Below are 24752 nucleotides of genomic sequence, written 5' to 3'. Positions count from 1 at the left end.
GCGTCAGTAATCCTGCCGCTCGCGCTCGATCCGCATCCCGCCGTCATGACGCGCATGCGCGCCGTCGTCGGTCGAACGCTCGCGCATGATCCGCATCACGTCCGGATTGGTCCGCACGCGCCGCATCACGTTCGCAAGGTGGACGCGGTCGCTGACCTGGATCACGAAGCGCAGCACCGTCGACTCGTGTGTGAGATCCTCGTCCATCGCGATGTGGACGATGTTCGCGTCAGCCGACGTGATGTCCGCCGCCACTCGCGCGAAGATCCCCTTCGTGTTCTTCACGAGCGCCTTCACCGCGACGTCGAAGAGGCGTCCCGGCTGCGGCGCCCATTCAACGTCGATCCAGCGGCCCGGATCACGCCGGTGGATACGCTGTGCGACGCGGCAGTCGGTCGTATGAATCGCCATCCCCAGACCGATGCCGATGTAGCCCATGATCGCGTCGCCCGGAATCGGCCGGCAACACGCGGACAACTGCACCGACATCCCTTCGGTGCCGGTGATCACGACCGGCGGCGCATGATGCGCGGCATGACGCTCGGCCCTCGGCAGGTCGTCGTCCGCGTCGCGGCCGCTCATCAGCACCTCGATGCGCTTGGCCATCACCGCGGCGACGCGGCGGCCGAGGCCGATGTCCGCGAAGATTTCCTGGCGACTCTTGTTGCCCGTCCACTGCACGAGCTTTTCCCACACCTCAGGCGCGACGTCCGCGAGCGCGAGGCCGTAGCCCTTCAGACTCTGGTCGACGAGCCGCTCGCCGAGCTGCACCGATTCGTTCAGGCGCATCGTCTTCAGGTAGTGACGGATCGCCGAACGCGCCTTGCCGGTGCGCACGAAGCCGAGCCATGCAGGGTTCGGCTTCGAATACGGCGCGGTGATCACCTCGACGATGTCGCCGCTCTTCAGCTCGGTGCGCAGCGGCAGCAGCTCGTTGTTGATCTTCACGGCGACGCACTGGTTGCCGAGATCGCTGTGGATCGAATACGCGAAGTCGAGCGCCGTCGCGCCGCGCGGCAGCGCCATGATCTTCGACTTCGGGGTGAACACGTAGACCGCATCCGGGAACAGGTCGATCTTCACGTGCTCGAGGAATTCGCTCGAATCGCCGGCCTCGCTCTGGATGTCGAGCAGCGACTTCAGCCACTGGTGCGCGCGCTTCTGCACGTCGTTGAGATCCGCGCCGCCGTTCTTGTACAGCCAGTGCGCGGCGACGCCCGCCTCGGCGATCTCGTGCATCTTGCGCGTGCGCACCTGAAACTCGATCGGCGCGCCGAACGGGCCGACGAGCGTCGTGTGCAGCGACTGGTAGCCGTTGATCTTCGGGATCGCGATGTAGTCCTTGAACTTGCCCGGCACCGGCTTGTACAGTGCATGCAGCGCGCCAATGCACGTATAGCAGTCGAGCGGATTCTCGACGACGACGCGAAAGCCGTACACGTCGAGCACCTGCGAGAACGACAACTGCTTGTCGCGCATCTTCCGGTAGATGCTGTAGATGGTCTTTTCGCGGCCGGTGATTTCGGCGTCGATCTTCGCGTCGACCATCGCACGCTGCGCGGCCTCGAGGATCTTGCTGATCACCTCGCGGCGATTGCCGCGCGCGGCCTTCACCGCCTTCTCGAGCGTCGCGTAGCGATGCGGGTTGAAGTTCGCGAAGCTCATGTCCTGCAGCTCGCGATAGGTATTGTTCAGACCAAGACGGTGCGCGATCGGCGCGTAGATGTCGAGCGTTTCGCGCGCGACGCGGCGGCGCTTTTCCATCGGCACCGCGCCGAGCGTGCGCATGTTGTGCAGGCGGTCGGCAAGCTTGACGAGGATGACCCGCACGTCGCGCGCCATCGCGAGCAGCATCTTGCGGAAGTTTTCCGCCTGCGCTTCCTCGCGGCTGCGGAATTCCATCTTGTCGAGCTTGGACAGCCCGTCGACCAGCTCCGCGACCTTCGGCCCGAACCGCTCGGCCAGCTCGCTCTTGGTCACGCCCTGATCTTCCATCACGTCGTGCAGCAGCGCGGCCATGACCGCCTGCGCATCGAGCTTCCAGCCGGCGCAGATTTCCGCGACGGCGACAGGATGGGTGATGTAGGGTTCGCCGCTCTGGCGATATTGACCGAGGTGGGCTTCGTCGCCGAAGTGGAACGCCGCCTTGACCTCTTTGATTTCTTCCGGCGCCAGGTACTCGGCAAGCGCGGCGGTCAGTTTCGCGATCGAAACGACGCCGTGCTTGCGCGGCTGCTCCGGAGTGGCGGTCGGCCCGAACAGATGCCGGAACGACTGTTCGAGGACCGCGTCGATGTACTGGCGCGCAGGCGATTGTGCCGTGGCTTCGGTGCTCGGATCCGCGGAGGCGGACGATGGGGTGGTGCTCATATTCGCCTCCTCGGTCAGCAATCGTTGCGCGCGTGGACTACATGGCTGGCGTGAAGCGGTGCGCGTTAGACCGGCACCTTCTTCAGCATCTCGATGCCGACCTGGCCGGCCGCGATCTCGCGCAGCGCGACGACCGTCGGCTTGTCGCGGCTTTCGATCTTCGGCGTATGGCCTTGCGCGAGCTGCCGCGCGCGATAAGTGGCGGCGAGCGCCAGTTCGAAGCGGTTCGGGATTTGCTTCAGGCAGTCTTCGACGGTAATGCGAGCCATGTTGGGTAATTCCTTCTGAATATAGTGCCTATTCTACCTTATGTCCCTCGACCCTCGCCGTCATTCCGCGTGCGGCTGGTGGATGCCGAGCTCGATGAACAGCTCCGCATGTCGCGCGTACTGCGAAATGAAGCGCTGGCGCGTCGCGGCGACGATGCATTCGAGCTCGGCGAGCGCGCGATCGAAGTTCTCGTTGATCACAACGTACTCCGCTTCCGATGCGTGCGCCATCTCGCTGCCGGCCGCGAGCAGGCGCCGCGTGATCACGTTCGGCTCGTCCTGGCCGCGCTTCTTCAGGCGCTCCTCGAGCGCGTCGAGCGACGGCGGCAGGATGAAGATGCCGACCGCGTTGCGGAACTGCTTCTTCACCTGCTGCGCGCCCTGCCAGTCGATTTCGAGCAGCACGTCGTGGCCGTTCTTCATCTGCTCCTCGATCCAGACGCGCGAGGTGCCGTAGTAGTTGCCGTGCACTTCCGCGCTCTCGAGGAATTCGTGCGCGGCGTGGCGCGCGCGGAAATCGTCGACGGTCGTGAAATGATAATGCTGGCCATCCTGCTCGCCCGGGCGCGGCTTGCGCGTCGTGTACGAGATCGACAGGCAGATATCCGTGTCCTTCGACAGCAGCGCGTTCACCAGCGTGGACTTGCCGGCGCCCGACGGCGCGACGACCATGAACAGGTTGCCGGGATAGATGCCGCCGTGCAGCGCATGCACGGCGTGGCCGTCGTGGGTGGATTCGGTCATGTTGCGTTACTCCAGGTTTTGCACTTGCTCACGCATCTGCTCGATCAGCAGCTTGAGCGCCATCGACGCATCGGCCAGTTCCTTGGCCGCCGCTTTCGAGCCGAGCGTGTTCGCTTCGCGATTCAGTTCCTGCATCATGAAGTCGAGACGCTTGCCGACGCGGCCGCCCTTCTCGATCACGTGACGCGTTTCGTTCAGGTGCGCGGTGAGCCGCGACAGCTCCTCCGCGATGTCGATCCGGATGCCGTACATCGTCACTTCCTGACGGATGCGCTCCGCGGCTTCCTCGCGCGACACGATCGGCGCGCTGCCTTCCGGCGCCGCGATGCCGAGCGCTTCCTGCAGCCGCTCGACGATCTTCTGCTGATGCTTCGCGATCAGCTCCGGCACGAGCGGCGTGATGCGCGCGACGATCGCCTCCATCTCGGCGACGTTCGACAGCAGCATCGCCGCGAGCTGCGCGCCTTCGCGCGAACGCACGACGACCAGCTCGTTGATCGCTTCCTTGCCGCACGCGAGCACCGCGTCGCGGATCGCGTCGGCCGATACGCCGCTTTCGGCGATCACGCCGGGCCAGCGCAGGATCTCGCCCGCGCGCAGGCGGCCGACGCCCGGGAACGTATCGAGCACCGTGCGCTCCAGGTCCGCAAGCTGGCCGAGCGCCGCCTGGTTCAGCGCGCCCGCGCCGATGCTCTGCTCGCCGCGCTGCAGGTTGATGCGCACGTCCACCTTGCCGCGCGACAGCTTGTTCATCAGCATCTCGCGCAGCGCGGGTTCGCACGCGCGCACGTCGTCGGGCATGCGGAAATTCAGGTCGAGGAAACGCGAGTTCACGGTGCGCAATTCGACCGACACGCTGGTGCCGCCGTTGCCCGTCGCCGCTGCGAGTTCGCGTGTCGCGCTCGCGTAGCCCGTCATGCTGTAGATCATGGTTCGTCTCGCCGTCTGAATGCCCTCGCGGGCCGGGGATAAATCGAGGCGCCCGGCGCATTCGCAAGCGCGGGGCGGGAAACGCGCATTATCCCATTTTTGCCGGCCACCCCGCCCGGCACCGCCGCCGTTCGGCGCTAAAATCGAGGTTTCCTCCCTGTCCATCGTTCCCACATGACGCAATCCACTTCCCGGCCGAGCGGCCGCCGCGCCGACGAACTGCGCAAGGTCGCCCTTACGCGCCACTACACGAAGCACGCGGAAGGCTCCGTGCTGGTCGAATTCGGCGACACCAAGGTGATCTGCACGGCGAGCGTCGCCGAGCGCGTACCCGAATTCCTGCGCGACCGCGGGCAAGGCTGGCTGACCGCCGAATACGGAATGCTGCCGCGCGCAACGCATACGCGCAGCGATCGCGAAGCGGCGCGCGGCAAGCAGACGGGCCGCACGCAGGAAATTCAGCGCCTGATCGGCCGCGCGCTGCGCGCGGTGTTCGACCTGGAGGCGCTCGGCCCGCGCACGATCCACATCGACTGCGACGTGATCCAGGCCGACGGCGGCACGCGCACTGCGAGCATCACCGGCGCGTTCGTCGCCGCGCACGATGCAGTGTCGAAGCTGATCGCCGCCGGCAAGCTCGCACGCTCGCCGATCACCGACCACGTCGCCGCGATTTCGGTCGGCGTGTTCGAGGGCACCCCGGTGCTCGATCTCGATTACCCGGAAGATTCGCGCTGCGACACCGACATGAACGTCGTGATGACGGGCGCGGGCGGCTTCGTCGAAGTCCAGGGCACGGCGGAAGGCGTGCCGTTCTCGCGCGACGAGATGAACGCGCTGCTCGACTTGGCGCAAAGCGGGATCGGCGAGCTCGTGCGGCTGCAGAAGGACGCGCTGGGTGTGAGCCATGTCTGACGATCGCATCACGCCGCCGTTGTCGCGCATCGTGCTCGCGTCGAACAATGCGGGCAAGCTGCGCGAATTCACGGCGATGTTCTCGACCGTCGGCATCGACGTGATTCCGCAGGGCGACCTCGCGGTGCCGGAAGCGGAAGAACCGTACCGCACGTTCATCGAGAACGCGCTGACGAAGGCGCGGCACGCGGCGCAGCTCACCGGGCTGCCGGCGATCGCCGACGATTCGGGGCTGTGCGTGCGCGCGCTGCGCGGCGCACCGGGCGTCTATTCGGCGCGCTACGCGCAACGCGCGGGGCTCGAGAAAGGCGACGCGGCGAATAACGCGCATCTCGTCGACCAGCTGCGCGACGTCGCAGACCGCCGTGCGTACTACTGCTGCGTGCTCGCGCTCGTGCGTCATGCCGACGATCCGGAACCGCTGTTCGCCGAAGGCCGCTGGCACGGCGAGATCGTCGACGCGCCGCGCGGCGCGCACGGATTCGGCTACGACCCGTATTTCTACCTGCCGTCGCTCGGCGCGACGGCGGCCGAGCTCGAGCCGCCGGTGAAGAACGCGCTCAGCCATCGCGCGCTCGCGCTCAAGGCGCTGTTCGCGCGGCTTGCGGAGGGAGAATGAGCCAGGCCGCGGACACCGGTGCGCGCGTCGTCGCGACCTTCACGTCGCCCGGGCAAGTGCGGCTGACGTCGCTGCCGCCGCTCGCGCTGTACGTGCATTTCCCGTGGTGCGTGCGCAAGTGCCCGTATTGCGATTTCAACTCGCACGAATGGAAAGGCGAGCAGTTTCCGGAGACCGAGTATCTGGACGCGCTGCGCGCCGATCTCGAGCACGCGCTGCCGCTCGTGTGGGGACGGCAGGTGCATACCGTGTTCATCGGCGGCGGCACGCCGAGCCTGCTGTCCGCAGCCGGCCTCGACCGCCTGCTGTCCGACGTGCGCGCGCTGCTGCCGCTCGACGCGGATGCGGAAATCACGCTCGAGGCGAATCCCGGCACCTTCGAAGCCGCGAAGTTCGCGCAGTTCCGCGCGAGCGGCGTGAATCGCCTGTCGGTCGGCATCCAGAGCTTCAACGAGACGCACCTGAAGGCGCTCGGCCGCATCCACGACGCCGCTCAGGCGCGCGCGGCCGTCGAGGTCGCCGCGAACACGTTCGACAATTTCAATCTCGACCTGATGTTCGCGCTGCCGAACCAGACGCTCGACGAATGCCGCGCCGACGTCGAGACCGCGCTGTCGTTCGCGCCGCCGCATCTGTCGCTGTATCACCTGACGCTCGAGCCGAACACGCTGTTCGCGAAGTTTCCGCCCGTGGTGCCCGACGACGACGCATCCGCCGACATGCAGGAGTGGATCCACGCGCGCACGGCCGAGGCCGGCTACGAACGCTATGAAGTGTCCGCGTATGCGAAGCCGCATCACCAATGCAAGCACAACTTGAACTACTGGCGCTTCGGCGACTATCTCGGGATCGGCGCGGGCGCGCACACGAAGCTGTCGTTCCCGAACCGCATCCTGCGGCAGGCGCGCTACAAGCATCCGGCGACCTTCATCGAGCAGGCGAATGCCGGCACGCCGGTCCAGGAGGAACGCGAAGTCGGCGCGCGCGACCTGCCGTTCGAGTTCATGCTGAACACGCTGCGGCTCGTCGAGGGCTTCCCGGTGCACAGCTTCGCCGAGCGCACGGGGCTGCCGATGAGCACGATCGAGCCGGCGCTCAAGGAAGCGGAACGGCGCGGGCTGATCGCGCGCGATTTCGCGCAGATCGCGCCGACGCCGCTCGGCCAGCGGTTCCTCAACGACCTGCAGGAACTGTTCCTGCGCGACGATTGAGCATGACAGCAGCGGCATTTCGGTTACAATGCCGCCTCGTGGAAGCGTGGCCGAGCGGTTTAAGGCACTGGTCTTGAAAACCAGCGACGGGCAACTGTCCGTGAGTTCGAATCTCACCGCTTCCGCCAGCAAGGTTCGCCAAACCCCGTCCATTCCCTGAATGACGGGGTTTTTGTTTGCGCCTTCGCACTGCATGCGGCACGACGCGTGGCGGTAATCCCGACCTGCCCCGTTGCATTGCCATCGCCTAGAATTCGGATCACAACGGCGACACGAACGCCGCCGCGAATTCGCTGCCGCACGGGCTTACCCGCCCGCGCCGCACACGGAGACCGCCATGTCCGAACAGTCGACCCCGATCCGCCACGTCGATTACTACGAAGGCTTCGAGATCCATGTCGTGCCAACCTCGATGCCGGGCAACGACTCGCGCTTCACGTACACCGGCTACGTCTGCCATCCCGGCGCGAATTCCGCGCTGCCCGGCCACGCCGTGGCGTTCCACGCGGACGGCGAGGAAAGCTACTCAACCGTTGACGAGGCCGTCCACGAAGCCGTGCATATCGGCAAGAGCATTGTCGACGGCACGCATCCGGACCTGTCGGTCCTGTCGCTCGTCACGCATGGGTATTGAGCGGGACGGCACGCGTCGCCTGACGATCAGCCGACAGGCGCGCCCGCGCCATCAGCCGGCACAACGACGCGCGCCGCGCGATATACGTTTGTCCCGATGTCGCGCGATCCGTGCGCGACTATCATTTGTCTATCGTGTTCCCCGGCGCCACGCCATGTTCGCCATCCCCCTGTCAGGCATCGGCCGGCTGCGTGTTGCCGCCGCGGCCGCCGTCGCCATGCTCGCTGCCTGCACGATCACCCCGCCGCCCCCGCGCGCGGTCCTGACGATCCCGTCGGTCGTGCGCAGCGCCACACTCGCCCAGTACCGCACCGAAGTTGCAGAACGCGTCGCCGAGCGCAATCCGTCCGGCGTGTTGCACGGCACGCCGCAGGCGATGCTGCGCTCGCTCGTCGTACTCGCGTTCACGGTCGATCGCAGCGGCCGCCTCGTGCACGCATCGGTATATCGCAGCAACGGCGACAGCGAAGCCGAGTCGCTCGCGCTCGCATCGCTGCGGCGTTCGGCGCCGCTGCCGCCACCGCCCGCGAAGCTGCTCGACGGCAACGGCCAGGTGGAGCTGATGGAAAGCTGGCTCTTCAACGACAACGGCAAGTTCCAGCTGCAGAGCACCGCATCGGCACAGGCGCAATCGATCGACTGAACCCGCGCGAGATTGCCGGCGCTCGGCGCCGCTGGCTATAATTTTCCGCATTCGCCGCGGCCATCACGCCGCGCGCGGGCTCGCGCCTCACCGGGCAGACGAGCCGATCACGGCGGCGACTAGCCGTCTCCAGCGTCGACCTGCGGGTGACGATCCGCGCCACGGCGCGCATCCACGCCGCATCCTTCTCCCGCTCGACGGTCCGGGCAGGCGTCCGCCTGCGTGGCCGCGCGTATCACCGGGCGTTCATCAAGACCAACAACGGAGACATCCATGTCCGCATCCCCACCGGCCGTTGCGCACGCAACCAATGCGGCCGGCGCCGTCAGCCACAAGCGCATCGTGTTCGCGAGCTTCATCGGCACCGCGATCGAGTTCTACGATTTCTACGTGTACGCGACCGCCGCCGCGCTCGTGATCGGCCCGGTGTTCTTCCCGCACGGCTCCGCGACCGCGCAGGCGCTCTCCGCGTTCGTCACGTTCGGCATCGCGTTCATCGCACGGCCGATCGGCTCGTTCCTGTTCGGTCATTTCGGCGACCGCATCGGCCGCAAGTCGACGCTCGTCGCGTCGCTGCTCGTCATGGGCCTGTCCACCACCGCGATCGGCCTCGTGCCCGGCTACGACGCAATCGGCACGCTCGCGCCGGTGCTGCTGTGCGTGCTGCGCTTCGGCCAGGGCATCGGCCTCGGCGGCGAATGGGGCGGCGCCGCGCTGCTCGCGACCGAGCACGCGCCGCAAGGCAAGCGCGGCTGGTTCGGCATGTTCCCGCAGCTCGGCCCGTCGGTCGGCTTCCTGATGTCGAACGGGCTGTTCTTCGCACTCGCGCTGTCGCTGTCCGACGCGCAGTTCCGCAGCTGGGGCTGGCGCATTCCGTTTCTCGTGAGCGCGGTGCTCGTCGCGCTCGGCCTGTACGTGCGGCTCAAGATCGCCGAGACGCCCGCGTTCCAGGCCGCGCTCGACCGCAACGAACGCGTGCGCGTGCCGGTCGCGACGCTCGTCACGCAACACTGGCAGCCGACGCTGCTCGGCGCGCTGGCGATGGTCGTCTGCTACACGCTGTTCTACATCTCGACAGTGTTCTCGCTGTCGTACGGCGTCGCGACACTGCATATCCCGCGCCAGAGCTTCCTCGGCCTGCTCTGCCTCGCGGTCGTGTTCATGGGGCTCGCGACGCCGCTGTCGGCCTGGGCGTCGGATCGCTTCGGCCGCAGGCCGGTGCTGATCACCGGCGCGATCGCCGCGCTGCTGTCGGGTTTCACGATGGCGCCGCTGCTCGGCAGCGGCTCGATGCCGCTCGTCGCGCTGTTCCTGACGCTCGAGCTGTTCCTGATGGGCGTGACGTTCGCGCCGATGGGCGCGCTGCTGCCGGAACTGTTCCCGACCAACGTCCGCTACACGGGTGCGGGCGTCGCGTACAACCTCGGCGGGATCCTCGGCGCGTCGATCGCGCCGTACATCGCGCAGCTGCTTGCCGCGCGCGGCGGCCTGTCGTGGGTCGGCGGCTATGTGTCCGTCGCGGCGGCGCTCAGCCTGCTCGGCGTGCTGCTGATGCGCGAGACGCGCGACACGTCGCTCGTCTGACGCTGCGGGGCAACCCGGCTTGTGCCGCGGCCGGCGCCGCCTATACTCGATTGCTGGCGCGCCGCCTGCCGCGCCGCCATCGCCACGGAGCCGCCCCCATGAGCATCCGCGTCGCCAATGCCGACCTCGTCCTGATCCTGTCGCTCGCGCTGGGCGCCGCCTTGCTGCTCACGCTCCGCTTCCGGCCGAAAACCTGGCGCGGCATCGTGTTCGAGGCGCTCGTCGCGAATGCGGCGGCCATTGCCGCCGTGCTCGCGTTCGAGGCGCTGCTCGCCTGAGCGTGCACCGGCGCGCGGCCGGTCAGGCCGCCGCCTGCGCATGCATCGCCGCGCCGAAAGCCGGACCGACCGAGTCGATTGCCTGCAGCGCCTCGTCGACCGACGGCGCGGCGCCCACCTCGCCGATCGACACGGCATGCGGCGCACCGCCGATGCCGCAGTGCCCGGGCGACGTGGCCACGAAGATCATCACGGTCGGCCGCCGCAGCGCGTGCGCCATGTGGACGAAACCCGTGTCGACGCCGACCACCAGCGCGGCCCGGCCGATCGCCGCGCCGAGCTGACGCACCGACATCGCGGGCAGCACGGTGGCCCCGGGCGCACGCGCGGCGATCTCCTGGGCGACCGCGTGCTCGGCCGGCGAGCCCCACGGCAGCCGCACGCGCATGCCGCGCGCCATCATCCGCGTCGCGAGCGCCGCCCAGTGCTCGACCGGCCATCGCTTGTCGTCGTTCGACGTGGCATGGAACATCAGCATGAACGGCCCGCCGTCGGTCACGGCGGCAGGCAGGCACGCGTCGTCGGGCGCGACGATCCCGTAATCGGCGGCGCCCTGCGGCTCGTAGCCGAACGCCTCGCCCGCGCTCACGCGCATCCCGTGCCAAGCGTCGCATGCGGGCCGCGGGCCGAAACGGTCCGAGTACGCGAAGCGCGCGCCGGGTTCGCCGAGATCCTGCGTCTGATAGCCGACGCGGCGAGCGGCGCGCGCCAGCGCCGAGATGATCGCGCTCTTGTAGACGCCGTGCAGGTCGATGACCGCGTCGTAACGGTGCGCGCGCAACGCGCTGATCGAGGCCCAGATCGCCTTCAGGTCGCCGCCGCCGCGCAGCTTCTTGAACCGCCGCAATGGCGCGCACAACACGTTGCTCACGCCGGGATGCCAGCGCACCACTTCCGCACACGATTCGTCGACGGCCCAGTCGACCGTCACGCCCGGAAACGCGCGATGAAGGTCGGCGACCACCGGCAGGGTCTGGACGACGTCGCCAAGCGACGTCACTTTCACGATGAGGATGCGGTTCACGTTTATGTTCGAGTTGCGAGAGCAGGGCGTGTACGGATACTAGTGAAGCCCGGGCGACATGAGGACTACATCCGGATTACATTTGTAACAATTTGTATCTTGATTATGACGATCTGTTAAACACGCCCCGGGGCGGTTTCCTTTTTATAATCGGTCCTTTGCCAGCGGCCGCGCCGATGCAACGTTCCCCGCAATTGTTCCCCGCCCTCACCCGCCGCACCCAGCGCCTGTGGCGCCAGTACGGCGTGTTCTGGCTCGGTGCGATCGCCGTCGGCCTGACCGCCGTGCTCTATGCGCGGCTGATCGACTGGGGCTACGACACGTTCCGCACGCTGCGGCAGCATGCGCCCTGGCTGCCGCTGCTGCTGACCCCTGCGATCGCAGCCGGCTCGGTCTGGCTGACCCGCCGCTTCTTCCGCGGCGCGGAAGGCAGCGGCATCCCGCAGGTGATCGCGACGCTGCACGCGCGCCCCGGCGCGTTCGGCGCGCGGCTGCTGACGCTGCGGATCCTGTTCGGCAAGATCCTGCTTTCGTTCCTCGCGATCCTCGGCGGCTTCACGATCGGCCGCGAAGGGCCGACCGTGCAGGTCGGCGCGGCGCTGATGTTCAACCTGCGGCGCTTCTATCCGCGCTCGAACGCGCAGATCGAGCGCCAGCTCGTGCTCGCGGGCGCGGCGGCCGGTCTGTCGGCCGCGTTCAACACGCCGCTCGCCGGCATCGTGTTCGCGATCGAGGAACTGACGCGCAGCTTCTCCGCGCGCGCGAGCGGCGTGCTGATCACCGCGATCATCATCGCCGGCGTGGTCGCGCTCGGGCTGAACGGCAACTACACGTATTTCGGCACGATCGACGCCGGCGCGCATTTCCCGAAGCTGCTCGCAGTCGCGGTGCTCGTCGCCGCGGTCGTGACCGGTGTCGCCGGCGGGCTGTTCTGCTGGCTGCTGCTCAATACCGGCCGCTGGCTGCCGGCGCGGCTGCTCGCGCTGTATCGCGAGCGGCCGATCGCGTTCGCCGCGCTGTGCGGCTTCGTGATCGCCGTGGTCGGTCTCGTGTCGGGCGGCACGACGTTCGGCAGCGGCTATGCGGAAGCGCGCGGCCTGCTCGACGGGCGCGAGCAATTGTCCGTGCTGTATCCGTTCCTGAAGATGGTGTCGATGGTCGCGTCTTACCTGCCCGGCATCCCGGGCGGCATCTTCGCGCCGTCGCTGTCGATCGGCGCGGGTTTCGGCAACCTGCTGCACGTCGTGTTCGGCAACTTGAGCCTGCCGGTGCTGATCGCGCTCGCGATGGTCGGCTACCTCGCGGCGGTCACGCAATCGCCGATCACGTCGTTCGTGATCGTGATGGAGATGATCAACGGCCATGCGCTCGTCATTTCGCTGATGGCCACCGCGCTGATCTCGAGCCGCGTCTCGCGCTTCTTCGTGCCGCCGCTGTATGAGACGCTCGCGCAGCGCTATCTTGCGCCGCCGGCTGCGGCAACCGCAGCAGCAGCCGCGGCGCCGGCCGAACGCGCGCCGGCAGCGTCCGGCGTCACCGCGCCGCAGGATGCGGCCGCCGCACCCGCCGATCCGCTCGATACGCTGCGTGACGAGAATGGCGACGGGCATGCCGGCGACGGGCTTGCCGGCAACGAAGCTGCCGGCGGCAGGCCCGCAGCCGACACCGGACCGGCTGCCGCCGCGGCGAACCCCGCCGCGACGCAAGCCGGACCGCGCGACGCTCAGTAGATCACCACCGGCGCCGGCCGGTAGTAGACGGGACGGGCCGGCACGACGACGCAGCCGGTGAGCGTGACGGCGACGAGCGCGATCACGAATACGGTTCTTTTCATCGCTCGCCTCCGTTACGCCCAGTGCCCGCGCGTCCAGAACCAGTTCGGACCGCGCTGGTCCCAGTGGCCCGGCACCCAGTGCATGCCGATCCGCTCGGTTTCCCAGTGGCCGTCGATCCACACGTAGCGGCCATGATCCCAGCGCCAGTGGCCGCGCTCCCATACGTAGCCGACCCGCGCGTCCGGCACGACTTCATAGCGGACAGGCGGCGGCGCGTTCGGCGCGACGACGACGATCTCTTCCGTGCGCCCGGCGACCGGCTCGGCGATGACGACTTCGCCCGGCCGGGTGACGACCGGCGTGGCGACGAGGATTTCATCCGCGCGCGCGGCGAGCGGTGCGGCAAAAGCGGACGCGCCCGCAGCCACTGCTGCGAATGCAAGGACAACGCGACGAATCGATGAGACAGCCATTACAACCTCCTGATTGAACAAGCAACGCGAGCGTATTCGTTCAATGCGGGAGCGGGGGTTACGGCCGACAGGCGCCGTGTTACGGCGTGCCCGAAAGTGCAACAGGGCGTAAGACGCGCGCGGCGGCGGGTGCCGCCGCGCGGAACGGGAACGACGCGGGTCAGGCTTGCGGGATCTCGATCTTCACTTCGAGCACCTCGAGATCGTCCTGACGCTCGAGGCTCACGCGGATGTCATCGTTCGAAATCTGCACGTACTTCGAGATCACGGCGACGAGCTCCTTCTGCAGCGCCGGCAGGTAGTCGGCCGGCGGTTTGCCGCCTACCCGCTCGTGCGCGATGATGAGCTGCAGGCGCTCCTTCGCGATCGATGCGGACTTCTTTTTCTCGCCGAGGAGAAACGACAGAATGGACATGGGCGGCCTCCGTTACTTGCTGCCGAAGAGGCGCTGCAGCAGGCCCGGCTTCTGGTATTCGGTGAAGCGCAGCGGCTTGTCCTCGCCGAGGAAGCGCCCGACGATGTCCTTGTACGCTTCGGCGACGTCGGTGCCGTCGAGGTGGACGGCCGGCAGGCCCTGGTTCGATGCGTGCAGCACCGCTTCCGACTCCGGCACCACGCCGATCAGCTTGATGCGCAGGATCTCGCTGATGTCCTCGAGCGACAGCATCTCGCCTTCGTTGACGCGCTTCGGGCTGTAGCGGGTGATCAGCAGGTGCTCCTTGATCGGGTCCTTGCCTTCGGTCGCGCGCTTGGTCTTCGACGACAGGATGCCGAGAATGCGGTCCGAGTCGCGCACCGACGACACTTCCGGGTTCGTGACGATCAGCGCTTCATCCGCGAAGTACATCGCGTGCAGCGCGCCGGCCTCGATGCCCGCCGGCGAATCGCAGACGATGTACTCGAAATCCATCGCGGCCAGGTCGTTCAGCACCTTCTCGACGCCGTCGCGCGTCAGCGCATCCTTGTCGCGGGTCTGCGACGCCGGCAGGATGAACAGGTTCTCGCACTTCTTGTCCTTGATCAGCGCCTGGTTCAGGTTCGCTTCGCCCTGGATCACGTTCACGAGGTCGTACACGACGCGACGCTCGCAGCCCATGATGAGGTCGAGGTTGCGCAGGCCGACGTCGAAGTCGATCACGGCCGTCTTGTGGCCACGCAGCGCGATGCCGGACGCGAAGCTCGCGCTCGTCGTCGTCTTGCCCACGCCGCCCTTGCCGGAAGTCACCACGATGATTTTTGCCATTTACCCTATACCCTGTGTTCGTCAATGAGAGCCGATCGATCCGGCGTGCGCCGCGTGCTTCACGTCAGGCGCAGCGGTTCGATCATCAATTTTTCCTCTTCGAGCCGGATCTGCACCGCTTTGCCCAGCACGTCGGCAGGCAGCGGGTTCTCGGTGGTTCGATAGATACCCGCAATCGAAATCAGTTCCGGCTCCAGACACGTGCAGAAAATGCGCGCGTCGTGATTGCCGTGCACGCCCGCCAACGCGCGGCCGCGCAACGGCGCGTAGATGTGGATATTGCCTTCCGCAATGATCTCGGCGCCGTGACTGACCGGCGCGAGCACCACGAGGTCTCCTTTCGCGTAAACCTGCTGCCCCGAGCGCAACGGCCGATCGATCACGAGCGTCTGGCCGCCGGCCTGCGGCTGCGCCGGCGCCGGCTCGGGCGCAGGGGCCGGAGCGGCCACCGCCTCGACGGCAGGCGCAGCGTCCGTGTCGCCCGCGCCCTTCGCCGACGGCACGCGACGATCGCGCGCCTCGAGCAGCGGCAGGCCCGCCTCGCCCGCCCAGCCCTGCGAAGCCAGCGCGACGACGCCCACCGGGCGCATCCGCACGTCGTTGAGCATCTGGCGGATGTCGCCCAGCGCCACGCGCTCGCCTTCCGCGAGACGACGGACGTCGATCGCAACGACGTCGTCGGCAAAAAACTCGGGAGTCGCCTCGAAGCGCTTGACCAGCTCGGTGCGCAACGCATCGAGATCGGTCGTCTTCACGGTGAACAGCAACGTATCGACCGAGCCGCTGCGCAGTTCGAAGAATGGCGATTTTTTAAGCGACATGGACACTCTGCAAAAAATTTTTGCGTATTTTACAGGCGTCCACGCGACCAGCCATTATTTTTGGGCGTCGTGCAACAGGCGTCGTGCACCGGGCGTCACGCCACGGTTGTCGGGAATCGGGTGTCGGGCCGCGGCGGCCCGGACGGGAGGGAAGGCACGCCGGTGCGCGCGAATTGCTGGCGGACGGTGATCGTGCGCGCCGGACGGAGGCCGGGCCTGCGCCGCGGGCGCGGCCCGTCGTTCAGTGCGTCGCCTGCGACACGAACAGCGTTTTCATCGCGCCCGGCATTCGCGCGATCGGCGCATGCTCGCCGGTGTTGCCGAAGCCGGCACGCTCGTAGAAGCGGATCGCGTTGCGGTTCGCGTCGGCGATCCACGCATAGATTTCCTGCGCGCCGCGCTCGGCGAGCCACGCGCTCGCGGTGTCGACGAGCAACAGCCCGCCGCGCAGATGACGGACTGCATGCGCGACCCATAGCTCGCTCACGAAGGCGCGGCGCTCGGGCGTGTTGTCGAAATACGCGCCGATCATGCCGGCCGGATGGCCTTCCGTGTACAGCAGGAACGTCGTCGACTGATCGGACGTCGCGCGCAGCGCGGCAATGGCCGCCGCCGCGTCGGCATCGACGTTCAGCAATTCGGCCTCCGGCGCTTCGCCGGGTGCGTAGGGCTCACGCAGCGACGCGGCGCGGAGTTCGCGATACACGTTGCCCTGGTCGGCAGCGATACGACGAACGGTCAAGATCGAACTCATGCAGGCACAGCCCCCTTCGGACAGCAAGCTATAAGCTTCATCCGAAAGCGGGGCATGAGTCAAATCGTTATTTTCAAATGCCGGCGCAAATCGAAAGGCAACAGGCGTTGCAGGCGCCCCCCGGCACCGCCGCCCGCGCGCCGCTGTGCAGGTGCAGCATCGACGGTACACCCGGCCGCGCTTCGCGGCGACGACCTAAAATCAAACAAAAGCCGCCTCGCACCGGTGATTTTTATTGCGACGCAACATTTGTTGCGCGACCGCAAGCGCGGTGCGCGCACGGCTGCCGTCGCGGTTTCGTCTGACGATCGCATGGCCTCGCCGGCGCCGCGCGCGATCTGCCGGCCCGTTTCAATCGGCGCGCGACCGCCCTTCCCCGGATGCGTTGGCGGAACCCCGCCGTTTGGAGCGTCCTGCCTAGCGCGGGGGTTTGGAAAAGTGCGCGCACCGGTCGTATAACAGGCAGAACCGGGCCACGACCCGGCGCCGCGCATGCCCATGCGGCGCGGACCAACGAGCGGGTTCAAGCAAGGAGGGAGACGATGGCAACGACCAACGGATCGGCCGCGAGCTGGTCGGATGGCAAGCGTTACCTGTGGCTGCTCGGCGCGCTGACGATCACGCTGCCGATCCTCGCCGCCCAGCTTGCGCTGTCGACGGGCATCCACGTGTTCTGGTGGTTCGGGCCGCTGTTCGCGTTCGGCGTGATCCCGATTCTCGATACGCTGATCGGCGACGATCGCGACAATCCCCCCGAGGACGTCGTGCCCCGCCTGGAACAGGACCGCTACTACCGGCTCATCGTCTATCTCGCGACGCTCGTCGAATACGTCGCGTTCTTCGTGGGCGTCTGGATCGTCGGCACGCACACGCTCGCGTGGTACGACTACGTCGGCTTCGCGCTGTCGGTCGGCACGGCCACCGGCATCTCGATCAACACCGCGCACGAGCTCGGCCACAAGACCAGCCGCTTCGAGCGCCGGCTCGCGAAGATCACGCTCGCGCCGGTCGCATACGGGCATTTCTTCGTCGAGCACAATCGCGGCCATCATGTCCGGGTCGCGACCGCCGAGGACCCGGCGAGCGCGCGCTACGGCGAATCGTTCTGGGCGTTCCTGCCGCGCACCGTGATCGGCAGCATCCGCTCCGCGTGGCATCTGGAGCAGACGCGCCTCGCGCGGCTCGGGAAGTCGCCGTGGACCTGGCGCAACGAAGTGCTGCATGCGTGGGCGATGACCGTCGTCGTGTGGGGCATCGCGATCGCGCTGGCCGGCAAGGTGGTGATCCCGTTCCTGCTGATCCAGGCGGTGTACGGCGCGTCGCTGCTCGAAGTCGTGAACTATGTCGAGCATTACGGGCTCGGGCGCATGAAGCTGCCGAACGGCCGCTACGAGCGCTGCACGCCGCAGCATTCATGGAACAGCAATCACGTCGTGACGAACCTGTTCCTGTACCAGTTGCAGCGGCATGCCGACCATCACGCGAATCCGACCCGCTCGTACCAGGCGCTGCGCCACTTCGGCGATTCGCCGCAACTGCCGGCCGGCTACGCGACGATGATCCTGCTCGCGTACGTCCCGCCGCTCTGGTACCGCGTGATGAACCCGCGCGTCGTCGCGCACTACGGCGGCAACATGGCGCAATCGAACATCAAGCCGTCGATCCGGGAGAAGGTTCTCGCGCAGTACGGCGCGGCGGCCTGAGCCCCTGCGTCGACGCGTTGCGCGCGACGGTGCCGCGTGCCGCGCCGCCGCCCGCTCAGGCCGTCGCCGTTTCCGGCAGCTTGAACACCGCCACCGCGTGCCGCAGCGCCCGCGCCTGCTCGGCAAGCGCCTGCGTCGCGGCCGACGCCTGCTCGACGAGCGCCGCGTTGCGCTGCGTCGCGTCGTCCATCTGCGTGACCGCGATGTTGACCTGGTGGATGCCGCCGCTCTGCTCCTGCGATGCCGACGAAATCTCGCCGACGATCGTCGTGACCCGCTCCACCGCGCCGACGATCTCGCGAATCGATTCACCCGCGCGGCCGATCAGCGCCGCGCCGGCGTCGACGCGCTGCGTCGACTGATCGATCAGCGCCTTGATTTCCTTCGCCGCGGCGGCGCTGCGCTGCGCGAGCGTGCGCACTTCGGCCGCGACGACCGCGAACCCGCGCCCCTGCTCGCCCGCCCGTGCGGCCTCGACCGCCGCGTTCAGCGCGAGGATGTTGGTCTGGAACGCGATCCCGTCGATCACCGAAATGATCTCGCCGACCTTCGTCGAGCTGTCGGCGATGCCGCTCATCGTCTCGACCGCCTGCGCCATCACGCCGCCGCCGGCCGACGCGATGTCGGACGCCTCGTTCGCGAGCTGCGCCGCATGCTGCGCATGGTCCGCCGACTGCCGCACGGCGCCCGTCAGCTGCTCCATGCTCGCCGCGGTTTCCTCGAGCGACGCCGCCTGCGCCTCGGTGCGCGCGGACAGGTCGTGATTGCCGGACGCGATCTGCGCGCTCGCGGTCGCGACCGACTCGGCATGTGCGCGCACCTCGAGCACGACGCCCGACAGGCTTGCCTGCATCGTCTGCAACGCGCGCAGCAGGTCGGCGATCTCGTCGCGGCCGGACACGGAGAACTCGCGCGTCAGGTCGCCGTCGGCGACCGCCTTCGCGCACGCGACCGCCGCGTCGAGCGGCCGCAGGATCGCGCGGCTGAACAGGAACGCGCCGATCATCGCGACGACCAGCACGACCAGCATCAGCACGATGCTCGCGATCGTCGCTTGCTGCGCGTCGCGCCCCGCGCGCTCGGACACCGCCGCGCTCTCGTCGGCGATCGTTTTCGCGGCCCGTTCGAGCAGCTCGGCCGGCTCGCGATCGACGCCCGCGACCGCCGCATCGCCGGCCGTCGGATCGAAGCCGGCGGCCTTGAAGGCGTCGAAGCCGCGCCGGTAGCCGTCGCCCATCGTCGCGTGCGCGCGCATGAACTGCTCGACGAGCGTGCGGCTCTCGCCGGCCGGCAGTTGCTTGTCGAGCTGCGCGGCGAGCGCGTTGACCGTGCGCTCGCGCGTCTGGAACGCGCTCCAGTACTTGTCGAGCTTGTCGGGTTGCTTGCCGCGCAGCAGCGTGTCCTTCCATTCCTGGACCTGCAGCTTGAACTGCACGAGCGTCGCCGAGACGAGCCGCTCGTTGGCGACATGCGTCTGCACGTCGTTCGCGAACGTGTCGATCGAGCGATTGAGGATGTGAATGCCGTACAGCGCGCCGGAGAACATCAGCAATAGCGCGACGGCGAACGCGAGGGGAATCTTGTAGCTCAGCTTCATGGGACCTTGGATCGACAGAGAGGGGGCGGCGTCGCGGCACGGACGCCTATTTGTCGAAACCTGTTAACGGCGGGCAAGCTGGCGGCTTAAAGTAGACGAAAGCGATTGGCCCGGATCGGGCGCGAACCGCGTGCGTGTGCGGACAACAGGACAGACGGCTGGTGACTGGCTGCCGCTTCGGCTGGATGGCGGACGGCTGCGAAGCGACTGCGTGCGCCGGGCCACATTGAGGACGACGCGACGGTCGGAGCCGATTTCAGGAACCCCAAAAAACATCGCCGACATGTGCAGCCGGGCGATCCTTTTACTGTCGATCAATCACCATCCTGCTCGGGCTCGTTTCCCGGATAAGACGGGTAGGCACTGGATATCCGGCCCTTGATATATTGAACTCGCGCACGGTATGCATCAGTGAGGCAAGTATTGTCTACACACTTGTTCCTGACGTTTCTGATCCAGTTGATCTGGTCTTTCCTGACCGGGTCCTGATACGAAATTTCCTTCGATTCGACCAGCTGCATCGCGACAAATCCACGGTTCACCATCTCATCAAGCTTCACGAGATCAGGATTGGCGCATACAAGACGCTCGACATTCGTCCGGGCCTTCGAACAATCAAAGCTCTTTTCCGCGTTCACGGGAGGATGCGTCTCGCGCTGGAACGCATACATCCACGCTCCGCTCGCCAGAACGAGGTCGTCCGCGGATTTGTAAACCATCGCGAATCGCAACCCCGAGCAAAGCGGCACATTCGCATCTCCAAGCAGATAAATTTCATTCATGTCCTTGTAACTCATATGAAATTTATCGCCCAGAAATGTCCCGAATGCATCAAGCGACCCAAAGGCGCGTGCAATGACCGGATCGAAATAAAAATTCATCCGCCTCTGAATCTTGACCGAGCATTCGTGCCCACCATACCGAATCGTCATGGCACCATTGCTCGGAGCCAGCACACTCGAACCAACCGGATTCACCGGAAATGGAAGTGCATGAGCGTCCTTCGTTTCTTCGAATCGGGCGACTCCGGTCATCAGGTATCGATCTTGCGCAAAAGCGATACCCGACAACGAAAACATCAGAATCATAAATACTGCAAGGCGCTTAAATTCTTTCATCATCTCGACCACGTGACTCGGCGCCTCGAATTATAAACACCCTTGCCAGATCGGGGCGTCGCATGGGCCGAAGCCGATTCCGTGGTCCAGAATCCCCCGTTGATCCCGAAGGGTCAAGGAGGCGCTCAGGGTCGGTGAAGCAATCGGCGACAGTCGATCGACGCATTCTGGTGCAGCCGCACTCGATAAGGTAGTCATGCAGCGCACACGCCCCCCGCCGACCGTGAAAATCGGATAGCCGTCGATGATTTCGTTCACGCCGCGCGGACGCCCATCGGGATATCTTTTCGATCAATCCAGCAGATTCGACACCTCGTTCCGAACCGTTGCGACTCAATCGTTCTCGTCGTTCGGATACGACGGGTAGCTATCCGATACCTTGCCCTTGATATAGCTGATTCTCGACGAGTACGCCTTCAGCAGGCAATCCACCGTCGCACATTTGTTTCTTACGCCAGAAACCCATTTGATCTGATCCATCCGGACAGGATCCTGATAAGAGATCTCCTTCGAGTATTTTCGCTGCATCAGGACAAATCCATAATTGACGTCGGCATCCATCTTCCGCAGCTTTGGATCGCCGCAGATCAGGTGCTCCACGTCGGACCTCGCGGCTCCACAATCGAACCCCTTGCTCGCATCCCTGAAGCGATGCTTCTCGAGCGTGAACACATAGATGAAGGGTTCATCCAGCAAGACGAACCCGGAATTCGACGCATATATCCTCGAGAAGCGGAGCGCGGTACAGCTCGGCGATGCCGCATCCTGCAGCAGATACATCGTCGTCCAGCCATTCGAATTGATGCGGAACTTGTCCTCGAGGAATTTATTCAGCTTCTGAGCATTCCCGAGCGGCGCCGAGTCAAACGAGAATGGCGCCTGCTTTTTTATTTTCACGCCACACTCATCCGAGGTCGAACCGTCATAGTTCAAATAGAACGAATCTCCCCTCAACGCGAGAACGCTGGAATATGCCGGATTGACGGGCAGTTCGATGTTCGGCTGCACTGCCGGGCCGACGCTGTATATCCTCGCGACACCGGTCAGGCGATAAGCGCTCTCCGCAGCGGCACCGAGCGCATGAAAAAGCAACCCGATAACCAGCATCAGCCTGAATGCCCTTCTCATCATTGACAACCTCCAAGGTCGAGCGGATACGTACAGCCACGGGAAGCGTATTTCGAAGCGGTGAAGACAGAGCCGTGCCGGATCGAATCGAGACGATGCGCAATTCGATGGCCGACTGCACATGCACCGATCAGTGAAGAAGTACCGTGCGATCAGATCGGCAAAAACGAAAAACCCCTTGATCCTTCCGGATCAAGGGGTTTCGTATTTTGGCGGAGAGGGTGCATTTCGAACCGCTTTACCCGAATGATCGACGGCGGCCTTGGCGTCATTCGAGGTCGTCAAAGAGGTCCCGAGTGCGAGTGTCACGGACGCGGCCACCCCCGCCGCGCGCAGGTTTCCCAATGCCCGCGCCCAAACGGATGCGTGCTTGGCGTCCAATTCCTGCTCGATCTCCGCAAGCGTCTCAAGCGGTGGCAATTCGGCTAGCTCAGCAAGAATCAGGATTTCGCTTGCATCCGGCTTGCGCTTCCCGGATCGCCACTCGGACAGCCGTGATTGGTGGAAGTCGAGGTGCGCTGCTATGGCCCCAAGCGATCCCTGCTTGCGCTTCGCTGCGTCCAAAAGTTCGCTAATCGTCATAACAATCTCCTTGACATATTTGCGCTTTCGCCCAAATAATTCGCCCGAGCATTTGGGCAATTACGCAAATTTTTGTGGATTTGCGATAGGCGGCAGTCTAGCAGCTTCGGCGGAAAGGTAAACCCGCCGGGCTGCAGCGGCGGTTGGTCTGGGTTGGGTTGTGTGGGGAGTAGTTCGGCGGTAGGTCGTGCCTCTTTGACCGTGCGACTTTGTCCCCACGAAGCGCACGGTTTTTTTGGCGGGCGGCCCGTTGGCCCCCGCCCTTTTTGAGCGGTCCGCCAGTGTGGCGGAAAAACTACAACGTTGTGGGGGCTCTATGGCGAAGCAGGCGCAGGACAGATTCACGGGCGATATGTTCGGCAATCGGCCGGGCCGCCCGGCAAAGGCCAATGCGTTGACCGGTGCTCAGCGCGTGGCGAACTTCCGCGCTCGCCGTCGCCTCATTCCCGTTACGTGTAACGAAAACTCCTGCGAGTGGTGCGGTGCGCCTTCGCGCGGCTGCGATGTCTGCGGCCGTATCCCCTCCCAAACCGATCTGGGCTGAGTTCTAGACATGGGCAAGCTCAAGGCAGCAGTTCAATCGGGTGCGCTTCGTATTCCTAAATCCGTCCCGTGCAGCGGCCCCGCTGCTCCTGCCCGCAGCGGCAGCGAGGACAGCAGCGGCGGGGCCGCTGCTTTTTGCCCCCCCCGGACTAACAGGGGGGGAACGGAAAGGCCGGCCATCGCGACGGTGCAAGAACTGCAAATGGTCATGACTGATACGGGCGAGTTGAAAACTATCCTCGTGCGCCGCCCGGTCAACGAACAGATTGCGATGGTCGATACGCTCCGTTTCACGGTGGGCGAGGAAACGTGGAACCGGACGGCGGGCATTCAGCTTGTTGCCGATGAGGCGTTCATCTTCGAAGCGAGCAAGCACCTGACGGAGATTTTCGGCTTCGGCGTCACGCGCGACCTGAAGAAGAGCCGCGACTTCTACACGAACGCATGGGAGCTAGGCGACAACTTCGGTCACGTCGCCTTCGGTGGTGCCAGCCAGCGCGGAACGATGCTCATCAACCTGAACGGTCAGGGTTGCATCGCAGCTAAAGCCGGGTGGGAATCCCGCTTGCATGACTTCCTTGTTGATACGGCCAAACGACCGACGATCACGCGGGTGGACCTCGCGCACGACTGCATGGAAGGTGAATACACGGTCGATCAGGTTGACGGCTGGTACGACGACGGCCTGTTCACCTGCTCCGTGAACGCCCCGCACCACGAGTACAAGGGCGATTGGAAGAAGCCGAACGGCAAGGGTCGCAGCGTGTACATCGGCCTGCGCCGGAACGGGAAGCTCTGCCGTGCATACGAGAAAGGGCGCGAGCAAGGCGACGCGGAATCGGAATGGCTGCGTGTTGAGGTCGAGTTTCGCAACAACAAGCGCGTCATTCCACTCGACGTGCTTCTCGACCCGTCCAGCTACTTCGTAGGCGCGTATCCGTGTCTTCGTCTCCTTGATGCAGCACGCACGCCAGAAAAGATTGAGATCAAGCGCAAGGCGGCGGAAATCAACGTCGATGCCAGCCTGCGGAACATCCGCACGAGCTACGGCAAGTATGCATTCGTGCTTCGGAACCTCCTGGGCGATGAGGACTTTCTCGACGCGATCACGAACCAGTCGGGCGAGTGGCCGGAACGGCTCAAGGTGCCTGATTTCGAGACCTGCGCGACGCCTCTGCACGCCCGGCCGTGCGAGCAAGCATTCAATGATTTAGACCCCTCTGGCGATGGCTGGACAGAGGAAGCGGTCTTCGCACCAGCCGCTATGACAGGAAGCGAATCATGCGATTCAAGAGCGATGTGAAGGTGTTGGGGATGAAGTCGAGCAAAGGCCAGATGGATAACGGTACGGCCTTCGATAGCACGAAGGTCTATACCGAAACCGCGCTCGATGATTCGAAAGGTACGGCCAAGGGCTTCGCCGTCGCAGAGTTCACGCTCGGCACGTCGGCCGAGTTCGACAAGTACAAGCACCTGCCCTTCCCCTTCGAAGCGACCGCCGAGCTGGAAATCGTCACGAATGGCAAGACGCAGAAAACCGTGATGCATTCCCTGACGCCGACCGCTCGTGCGGCGAAGGCGGGCTAGTCATGGACGGCAGGGTCGTGTACGTCGTGCAGGACCTTGTTTCAGGGGGCTTCCTGCGGCCCGATGCCGGGGACGTGGGCCGGACCGATCGCTTGCGTGACGCTGGCGGATTCGAGGATATCGGCGAGGCGCATGAGGCTGGCATCGATCACTGCGACGGTGCTTTCGACGTCGTTGCGCTGATCTTCTTCAACAGAGGGGTGTGAA

General features: G+C 65.6%; 26 protein-coding genes and 1 tRNA gene. 13 read left to right on the top strand and 14 right to left on the bottom strand.

Going from position 1 to position 24752, the window contains the following annotated elements; genetic code table 11:
• Positions 1–3 precede the first annotated feature (3 nt).
• The 4 genes from ACFIMZ_RS05375 to ACFIMZ_RS05360 all read right to left on the bottom strand — a co-directional run bounded on the left by ACFIMZ_RS05375 (position 4) and on the right by ACFIMZ_RS05360 (position 4313).
• Positions 4–2370, bottom strand: coding sequence for a RelA/SpoT family protein (locus ACFIMZ_RS05375; protein ID WP_431821733.1), 2367 nt, complete (start codon positions 2368–2370; stop codon positions 4–6).
• 65 nt (positions 2371–2435) lie between these two features.
• Complete coding sequence (gene rpoZ / locus ACFIMZ_RS05370) at positions 2436–2639, bottom strand: DNA-directed RNA polymerase subunit omega (protein WP_006999799.1); 204 nt, start codon at positions 2637–2639, stop codon at positions 2436–2438.
• Positions 2640–2699: 60 nt separating this feature from the next.
• The gene (gene gmk, locus ACFIMZ_RS05365; protein ID WP_431821732.1) at positions 2700–3383 is read right to left on the bottom strand and encodes a guanylate kinase; all 684 of its coding nucleotides are present in this window, start codon (positions 3381–3383) and stop codon (positions 2700–2702) included.
• A gap of 6 nt (positions 3384–3389) precedes the next feature.
• On the bottom strand, positions 3390–4313 hold the full coding sequence (locus ACFIMZ_RS05360; RefSeq protein WP_431821731.1) for a YicC/YloC family endoribonuclease: 924 nt from the start codon (positions 4311–4313) through the stop codon (positions 3390–3392).
• Between the two features lie 174 nt (positions 4314–4487).
• Between ACFIMZ_RS05360 and rph the strand changes: the two genes are divergently transcribed.
• From rph to ACFIMZ_RS05320, 8 genes are all read left to right on the top strand, one after another.
• Positions 4488–5228, top strand: coding sequence for a ribonuclease PH (gene rph / locus ACFIMZ_RS05355; RefSeq protein ID WP_017333041.1), 741 nt, complete (start codon positions 4488–4490; stop codon positions 5226–5228).
• A complete protein-coding gene (rdgB, locus tag ACFIMZ_RS05350; RefSeq protein ID WP_431821730.1) occupies positions 5221–5847 on the top strand; it encodes an RdgB/HAM1 family non-canonical purine NTP pyrophosphatase in 627 nt (208 codons plus the stop codon). Before rph ends, rdgB begins: the two co-directional genes overlap by 8 nt.
• Positions 5844–7058 (top strand): radical SAM family heme chaperone HemW, encoded by a 1215-nt coding sequence (gene hemW / locus ACFIMZ_RS05345; RefSeq protein ID WP_431821729.1) that lies wholly within the window; start codon positions 5844–5846, stop codon positions 7056–7058. The genes rdgB and hemW overlap by 4 nt, the downstream gene beginning before the upstream one ends.
• A gap of 40 nt (positions 7059–7098) precedes the next feature.
• Positions 7099–7186, top strand: a tRNA-Ser gene (locus tag ACFIMZ_RS05340).
• Between the two features lie 209 nt (positions 7187–7395).
• Positions 7396–7692: a hypothetical protein gene (locus ACFIMZ_RS05335; RefSeq protein WP_431821728.1), complete on the top strand. Its 297-nt coding sequence runs from the start codon at positions 7396–7398 to the stop codon at positions 7690–7692.
• A 154-nt stretch (positions 7693–7846) separates the two neighbouring features.
• Positions 7847–8335 carry a TonB family protein gene (locus tag ACFIMZ_RS05330; RefSeq protein WP_431821727.1) on the top strand — a complete coding sequence of 163 codons (489 nt, stop codon included), beginning with the start codon at positions 7847–7849 and terminating at the stop codon, positions 8333–8335.
• A gap of 273 nt (positions 8336–8608) precedes the next feature.
• Positions 8609–9919 carry an MFS transporter gene (locus ACFIMZ_RS05325; RefSeq protein ID WP_431821726.1) on the top strand — a complete coding sequence of 437 codons (1311 nt, stop codon included), beginning with the start codon at positions 8609–8611 and terminating at the stop codon, positions 9917–9919.
• A gap of 98 nt (positions 9920–10017) precedes the next feature.
• On the top strand, positions 10018–10197 hold the full coding sequence (locus ACFIMZ_RS05320; RefSeq protein ID WP_431821725.1) for a hypothetical protein: 180 nt from the start codon (positions 10018–10020) through the stop codon (positions 10195–10197).
• A gap of 22 nt (positions 10198–10219) precedes the next feature.
• Here the strand turns inward: ACFIMZ_RS05320 and waaC are convergent, their stop codons facing one another.
• A complete protein-coding gene (waaC, locus tag ACFIMZ_RS05315) occupies positions 10220–11221 on the bottom strand; it encodes a lipopolysaccharide heptosyltransferase I (RefSeq protein ID WP_431821724.1) in 1002 nt (333 codons plus the stop codon).
• Between the two features lie 176 nt (positions 11222–11397).
• Here waaC and ACFIMZ_RS05310 point away from each other — a divergent pair, with 176 nt between their 5' ends.
• Entirely contained in the window at positions 11398–12951 is a 1554-nt protein-coding gene (locus ACFIMZ_RS05310) for a chloride channel protein (protein ID WP_431821723.1), read from the top strand.
• Between the two features lie 116 nt (positions 12952–13067).
• On the opposite strand, the gene ACFIMZ_RS05305 is transcribed toward ACFIMZ_RS05310, so the two are convergent.
• The 5 genes from ACFIMZ_RS05305 to ACFIMZ_RS05285 all read right to left on the bottom strand — a co-directional run bounded on the left by ACFIMZ_RS05305 (position 13068) and on the right by ACFIMZ_RS05285 (position 16287).
• Positions 13068–13469, bottom strand: a complete 402-nt coding sequence (locus ACFIMZ_RS05305; protein WP_431821722.1) for a YXWGXW repeat-containing protein — start codon at positions 13467–13469, stop codon at positions 13068–13070.
• 160 nt (positions 13470–13629) lie between these two features.
• Positions 13630–13884 carry a cell division topological specificity factor MinE gene (gene minE / locus ACFIMZ_RS05300; RefSeq protein ID WP_010091676.1) on the bottom strand — a complete coding sequence of 85 codons (255 nt, stop codon included), beginning with the start codon at positions 13882–13884 and terminating at the stop codon, positions 13630–13632.
• A gap of 12 nt (positions 13885–13896) precedes the next feature.
• Positions 13897–14712: a septum site-determining protein MinD gene (gene minD, locus ACFIMZ_RS05295; RefSeq protein WP_124510040.1), complete on the bottom strand. Its 816-nt coding sequence runs from the start codon at positions 14710–14712 to the stop codon at positions 13897–13899.
• Positions 14713–14771: 59 nt separating this feature from the next.
• Positions 14772–15533 carry a septum site-determining protein MinC gene (gene minC / locus ACFIMZ_RS05290; RefSeq protein ID WP_431821721.1) on the bottom strand — a complete coding sequence of 254 codons (762 nt, stop codon included), beginning with the start codon at positions 15531–15533 and terminating at the stop codon, positions 14772–14774.
• 241 nt (positions 15534–15774) lie between these two features.
• Positions 15775–16287, bottom strand: coding sequence for a GNAT family N-acetyltransferase (locus tag ACFIMZ_RS05285; protein ID WP_431821720.1), 513 nt, complete (start codon positions 16285–16287; stop codon positions 15775–15777).
• A gap of 542 nt (positions 16288–16829) precedes the next feature.
• Between ACFIMZ_RS05285 and ACFIMZ_RS05280 the strand changes: the two genes are divergently transcribed.
• Positions 16830–17990: an alkane 1-monooxygenase gene (locus ACFIMZ_RS05280; RefSeq protein ID WP_431821719.1), complete on the top strand. Its 1161-nt coding sequence runs from the start codon at positions 16830–16832 to the stop codon at positions 17988–17990.
• A 55-nt stretch (positions 17991–18045) separates the two neighbouring features.
• Here the strand turns inward: ACFIMZ_RS05280 and ACFIMZ_RS05275 are convergent, their stop codons facing one another.
• The 4 genes from ACFIMZ_RS05275 to ACFIMZ_RS05260 form a co-directional block, all read right to left on the bottom strand.
• Complete coding sequence (locus tag ACFIMZ_RS05275; protein WP_431821718.1) at positions 18046–19587, bottom strand: methyl-accepting chemotaxis protein; 1542 nt, start codon at positions 19585–19587, stop codon at positions 18046–18048.
• 314 nt (positions 19588–19901) lie between these two features.
• Positions 19902–20708, bottom strand: a complete 807-nt coding sequence (locus ACFIMZ_RS05270) for a lysozyme inhibitor LprI family protein (RefSeq protein ID WP_431821717.1) — start codon at positions 20706–20708, stop codon at positions 19902–19904.
• A gap of 330 nt (positions 20709–21038) precedes the next feature.
• Complete coding sequence (locus tag ACFIMZ_RS05265; protein WP_431821716.1) at positions 21039–21836, bottom strand: lysozyme inhibitor LprI family protein; 798 nt, start codon at positions 21834–21836, stop codon at positions 21039–21041.
• Positions 21837–22025: 189 nt separating this feature from the next.
• Complete coding sequence (locus ACFIMZ_RS05260) at positions 22026–22415, bottom strand: helix-turn-helix domain-containing protein (RefSeq protein WP_431821715.1); 390 nt, start codon at positions 22413–22415, stop codon at positions 22026–22028.
• Positions 22416–22968: 553 nt separating this feature from the next.
• Between ACFIMZ_RS05260 and ACFIMZ_RS05255 the strand changes: the two genes are divergently transcribed.
• From ACFIMZ_RS05255 to ACFIMZ_RS05245, 3 genes are read left to right on the top strand one after another with little or no spacing between them, the layout of a single operon-like run.
• Positions 22969–24261: a replication initiation factor domain-containing protein gene (locus ACFIMZ_RS05255; protein WP_431821714.1), complete on the top strand. Its 1293-nt coding sequence runs from the start codon at positions 22969–22971 to the stop codon at positions 24259–24261.
• The gene (locus ACFIMZ_RS05250; RefSeq protein WP_060076448.1) at positions 24240–24545 is read left to right on the top strand and encodes a hypothetical protein; all 306 of its coding nucleotides are present in this window, start codon (positions 24240–24242) and stop codon (positions 24543–24545) included. Before ACFIMZ_RS05255 ends, ACFIMZ_RS05250 begins: the two co-directional genes overlap by 22 nt.
• Before the next feature lie 2 nt (positions 24546–24547).
• Positions 24548–24751: a hypothetical protein gene (locus tag ACFIMZ_RS05245; protein WP_431821713.1), complete on the top strand. Its 204-nt coding sequence runs from the start codon at positions 24548–24550 to the stop codon at positions 24749–24751.
• Position 24752 lies beyond the last annotated feature (1 nt).

The organism is Burkholderia sp. F1 (genome assembly GCF_050813845.1).
Classification (GTDB): Bacteria; Pseudomonadota; Gammaproteobacteria; order Burkholderiales; family Burkholderiaceae; genus Burkholderia; species Burkholderia ubonensis.
The sequence above is the reverse complement of the archived record's forward strand: the minus strand, read 5'-3'. Positions and strand labels throughout refer to the sequence as shown.

Bases quoted from the DNA above. Each gene is read 5' to 3' on its own strand.
- minC (WP_431821721.1), bottom strand. From the start codon at position 15,533: ATGTCGCTTAAAAAATCGCCATTCTTCGAACTGCGCAGCGGCTCGGTC.
- ACFIMZ_RS05275 (WP_431821718.1), bottom strand. From the start codon at position 19,587: ATGAAGCTGAGCTACAAGATTCCCCTCGCGTTCGCCGTCGCGCTATTG.
- ACFIMZ_RS05265 (WP_431821716.1), bottom strand. From the start codon at position 21,836: ATGATGAGAAGGGCATTCAGGCTGATGCTGGTTATCGGGTTGCTTTTT.
- ACFIMZ_RS05305 (WP_431821722.1), bottom strand. From the start codon at position 13,469: ATGGCTGTCTCATCGATTCGTCGCGTTGTCCTTGCATTCGCAGCAGTG.
- rpoZ (WP_006999799.1), bottom strand. From the start codon at position 2,639: ATGGCTCGCATTACCGTCGAAGACTGCCTGAAGCAAATCCCGAACCGC.
- ACFIMZ_RS05255 (WP_431821714.1), top strand. From the start codon at position 22,969: ATGGGCAAGCTCAAGGCAGCAGTTCAATCGGGTGCGCTTCGTATTCCT.
- ACFIMZ_RS05375 (WP_431821733.1), bottom strand. From the start codon at position 2,370: ATGAGCACCACCCCATCGTCCGCCTCCGCGGATCCGAGCACCGAAGCC.
- hemW (WP_431821729.1), top strand. From the start codon at position 5,844: ATGAGCCAGGCCGCGGACACCGGTGCGCGCGTCGTCGCGACCTTCACG.
- ACFIMZ_RS05280 (WP_431821719.1), top strand. From the start codon at position 16,830: ATGGCAACGACCAACGGATCGGCCGCGAGCTGGTCGGATGGCAAGCGT.
- ACFIMZ_RS05285 (WP_431821720.1), bottom strand. From the start codon at position 16,287: ATGAGTTCGATCTTGACCGTTCGTCGTATCGCTGCCGACCAGGGCAAC.
- ACFIMZ_RS05360 (WP_431821731.1), bottom strand. From the start codon at position 4,313: ATGATCTACAGCATGACGGGCTACGCGAGCGCGACACGCGAACTCGCA.
- gmk (WP_431821732.1), bottom strand. From the start codon at position 3,383: ATGACCGAATCCACCCACGACGGCCACGCCGTGCATGCGCTGCACGGC.
- rdgB (WP_431821730.1), top strand. From the start codon at position 5,221: ATGTCTGACGATCGCATCACGCCGCCGTTGTCGCGCATCGTGCTCGCG.
- ACFIMZ_RS05260 (WP_431821715.1), bottom strand. From the start codon at position 22,415: ATGACGATTAGCGAACTTTTGGACGCAGCGAAGCGCAAGCAGGGATCG.
- ACFIMZ_RS05250 (WP_060076448.1), top strand. From the start codon at position 24,240: ATGCGATTCAAGAGCGATGTGAAGGTGTTGGGGATGAAGTCGAGCAAA.
- ACFIMZ_RS05320 (WP_431821725.1), top strand. From the start codon at position 10,018: ATGAGCATCCGCGTCGCCAATGCCGACCTCGTCCTGATCCTGTCGCTC.
- minE (WP_010091676.1), bottom strand. From the start codon at position 13,884: ATGTCCATTCTGTCGTTTCTCCTCGGCGAGAAAAAGAAGTCCGCATCG.
- minD (WP_124510040.1), bottom strand. From the start codon at position 14,712: ATGGCAAAAATCATCGTGGTGACTTCCGGCAAGGGCGGCGTGGGCAAG.
- ACFIMZ_RS05335 (WP_431821728.1), top strand. From the start codon at position 7,396: ATGTCCGAACAGTCGACCCCGATCCGCCACGTCGATTACTACGAAGGC.
- ACFIMZ_RS05325 (WP_431821726.1), top strand. From the start codon at position 8,609: ATGTCCGCATCCCCACCGGCCGTTGCGCACGCAACCAATGCGGCCGGC.
- ACFIMZ_RS05245 (WP_431821713.1), top strand. From the start codon at position 24,548: ATGGACGGCAGGGTCGTGTACGTCGTGCAGGACCTTGTTTCAGGGGGC.
- ACFIMZ_RS05330 (WP_431821727.1), top strand. From the start codon at position 7,847: ATGTTCGCCATCCCCCTGTCAGGCATCGGCCGGCTGCGTGTTGCCGCC.
- ACFIMZ_RS05310 (WP_431821723.1), top strand. From the start codon at position 11,398: ATGCAACGTTCCCCGCAATTGTTCCCCGCCCTCACCCGCCGCACCCAG.
- rph (WP_017333041.1), top strand. From the start codon at position 4,488: ATGACGCAATCCACTTCCCGGCCGAGCGGCCGCCGCGCCGACGAACTG.
- ACFIMZ_RS05270 (WP_431821717.1), bottom strand. From the start codon at position 20,708: ATGATGAAAGAATTTAAGCGCCTTGCAGTATTTATGATTCTGATGTTT.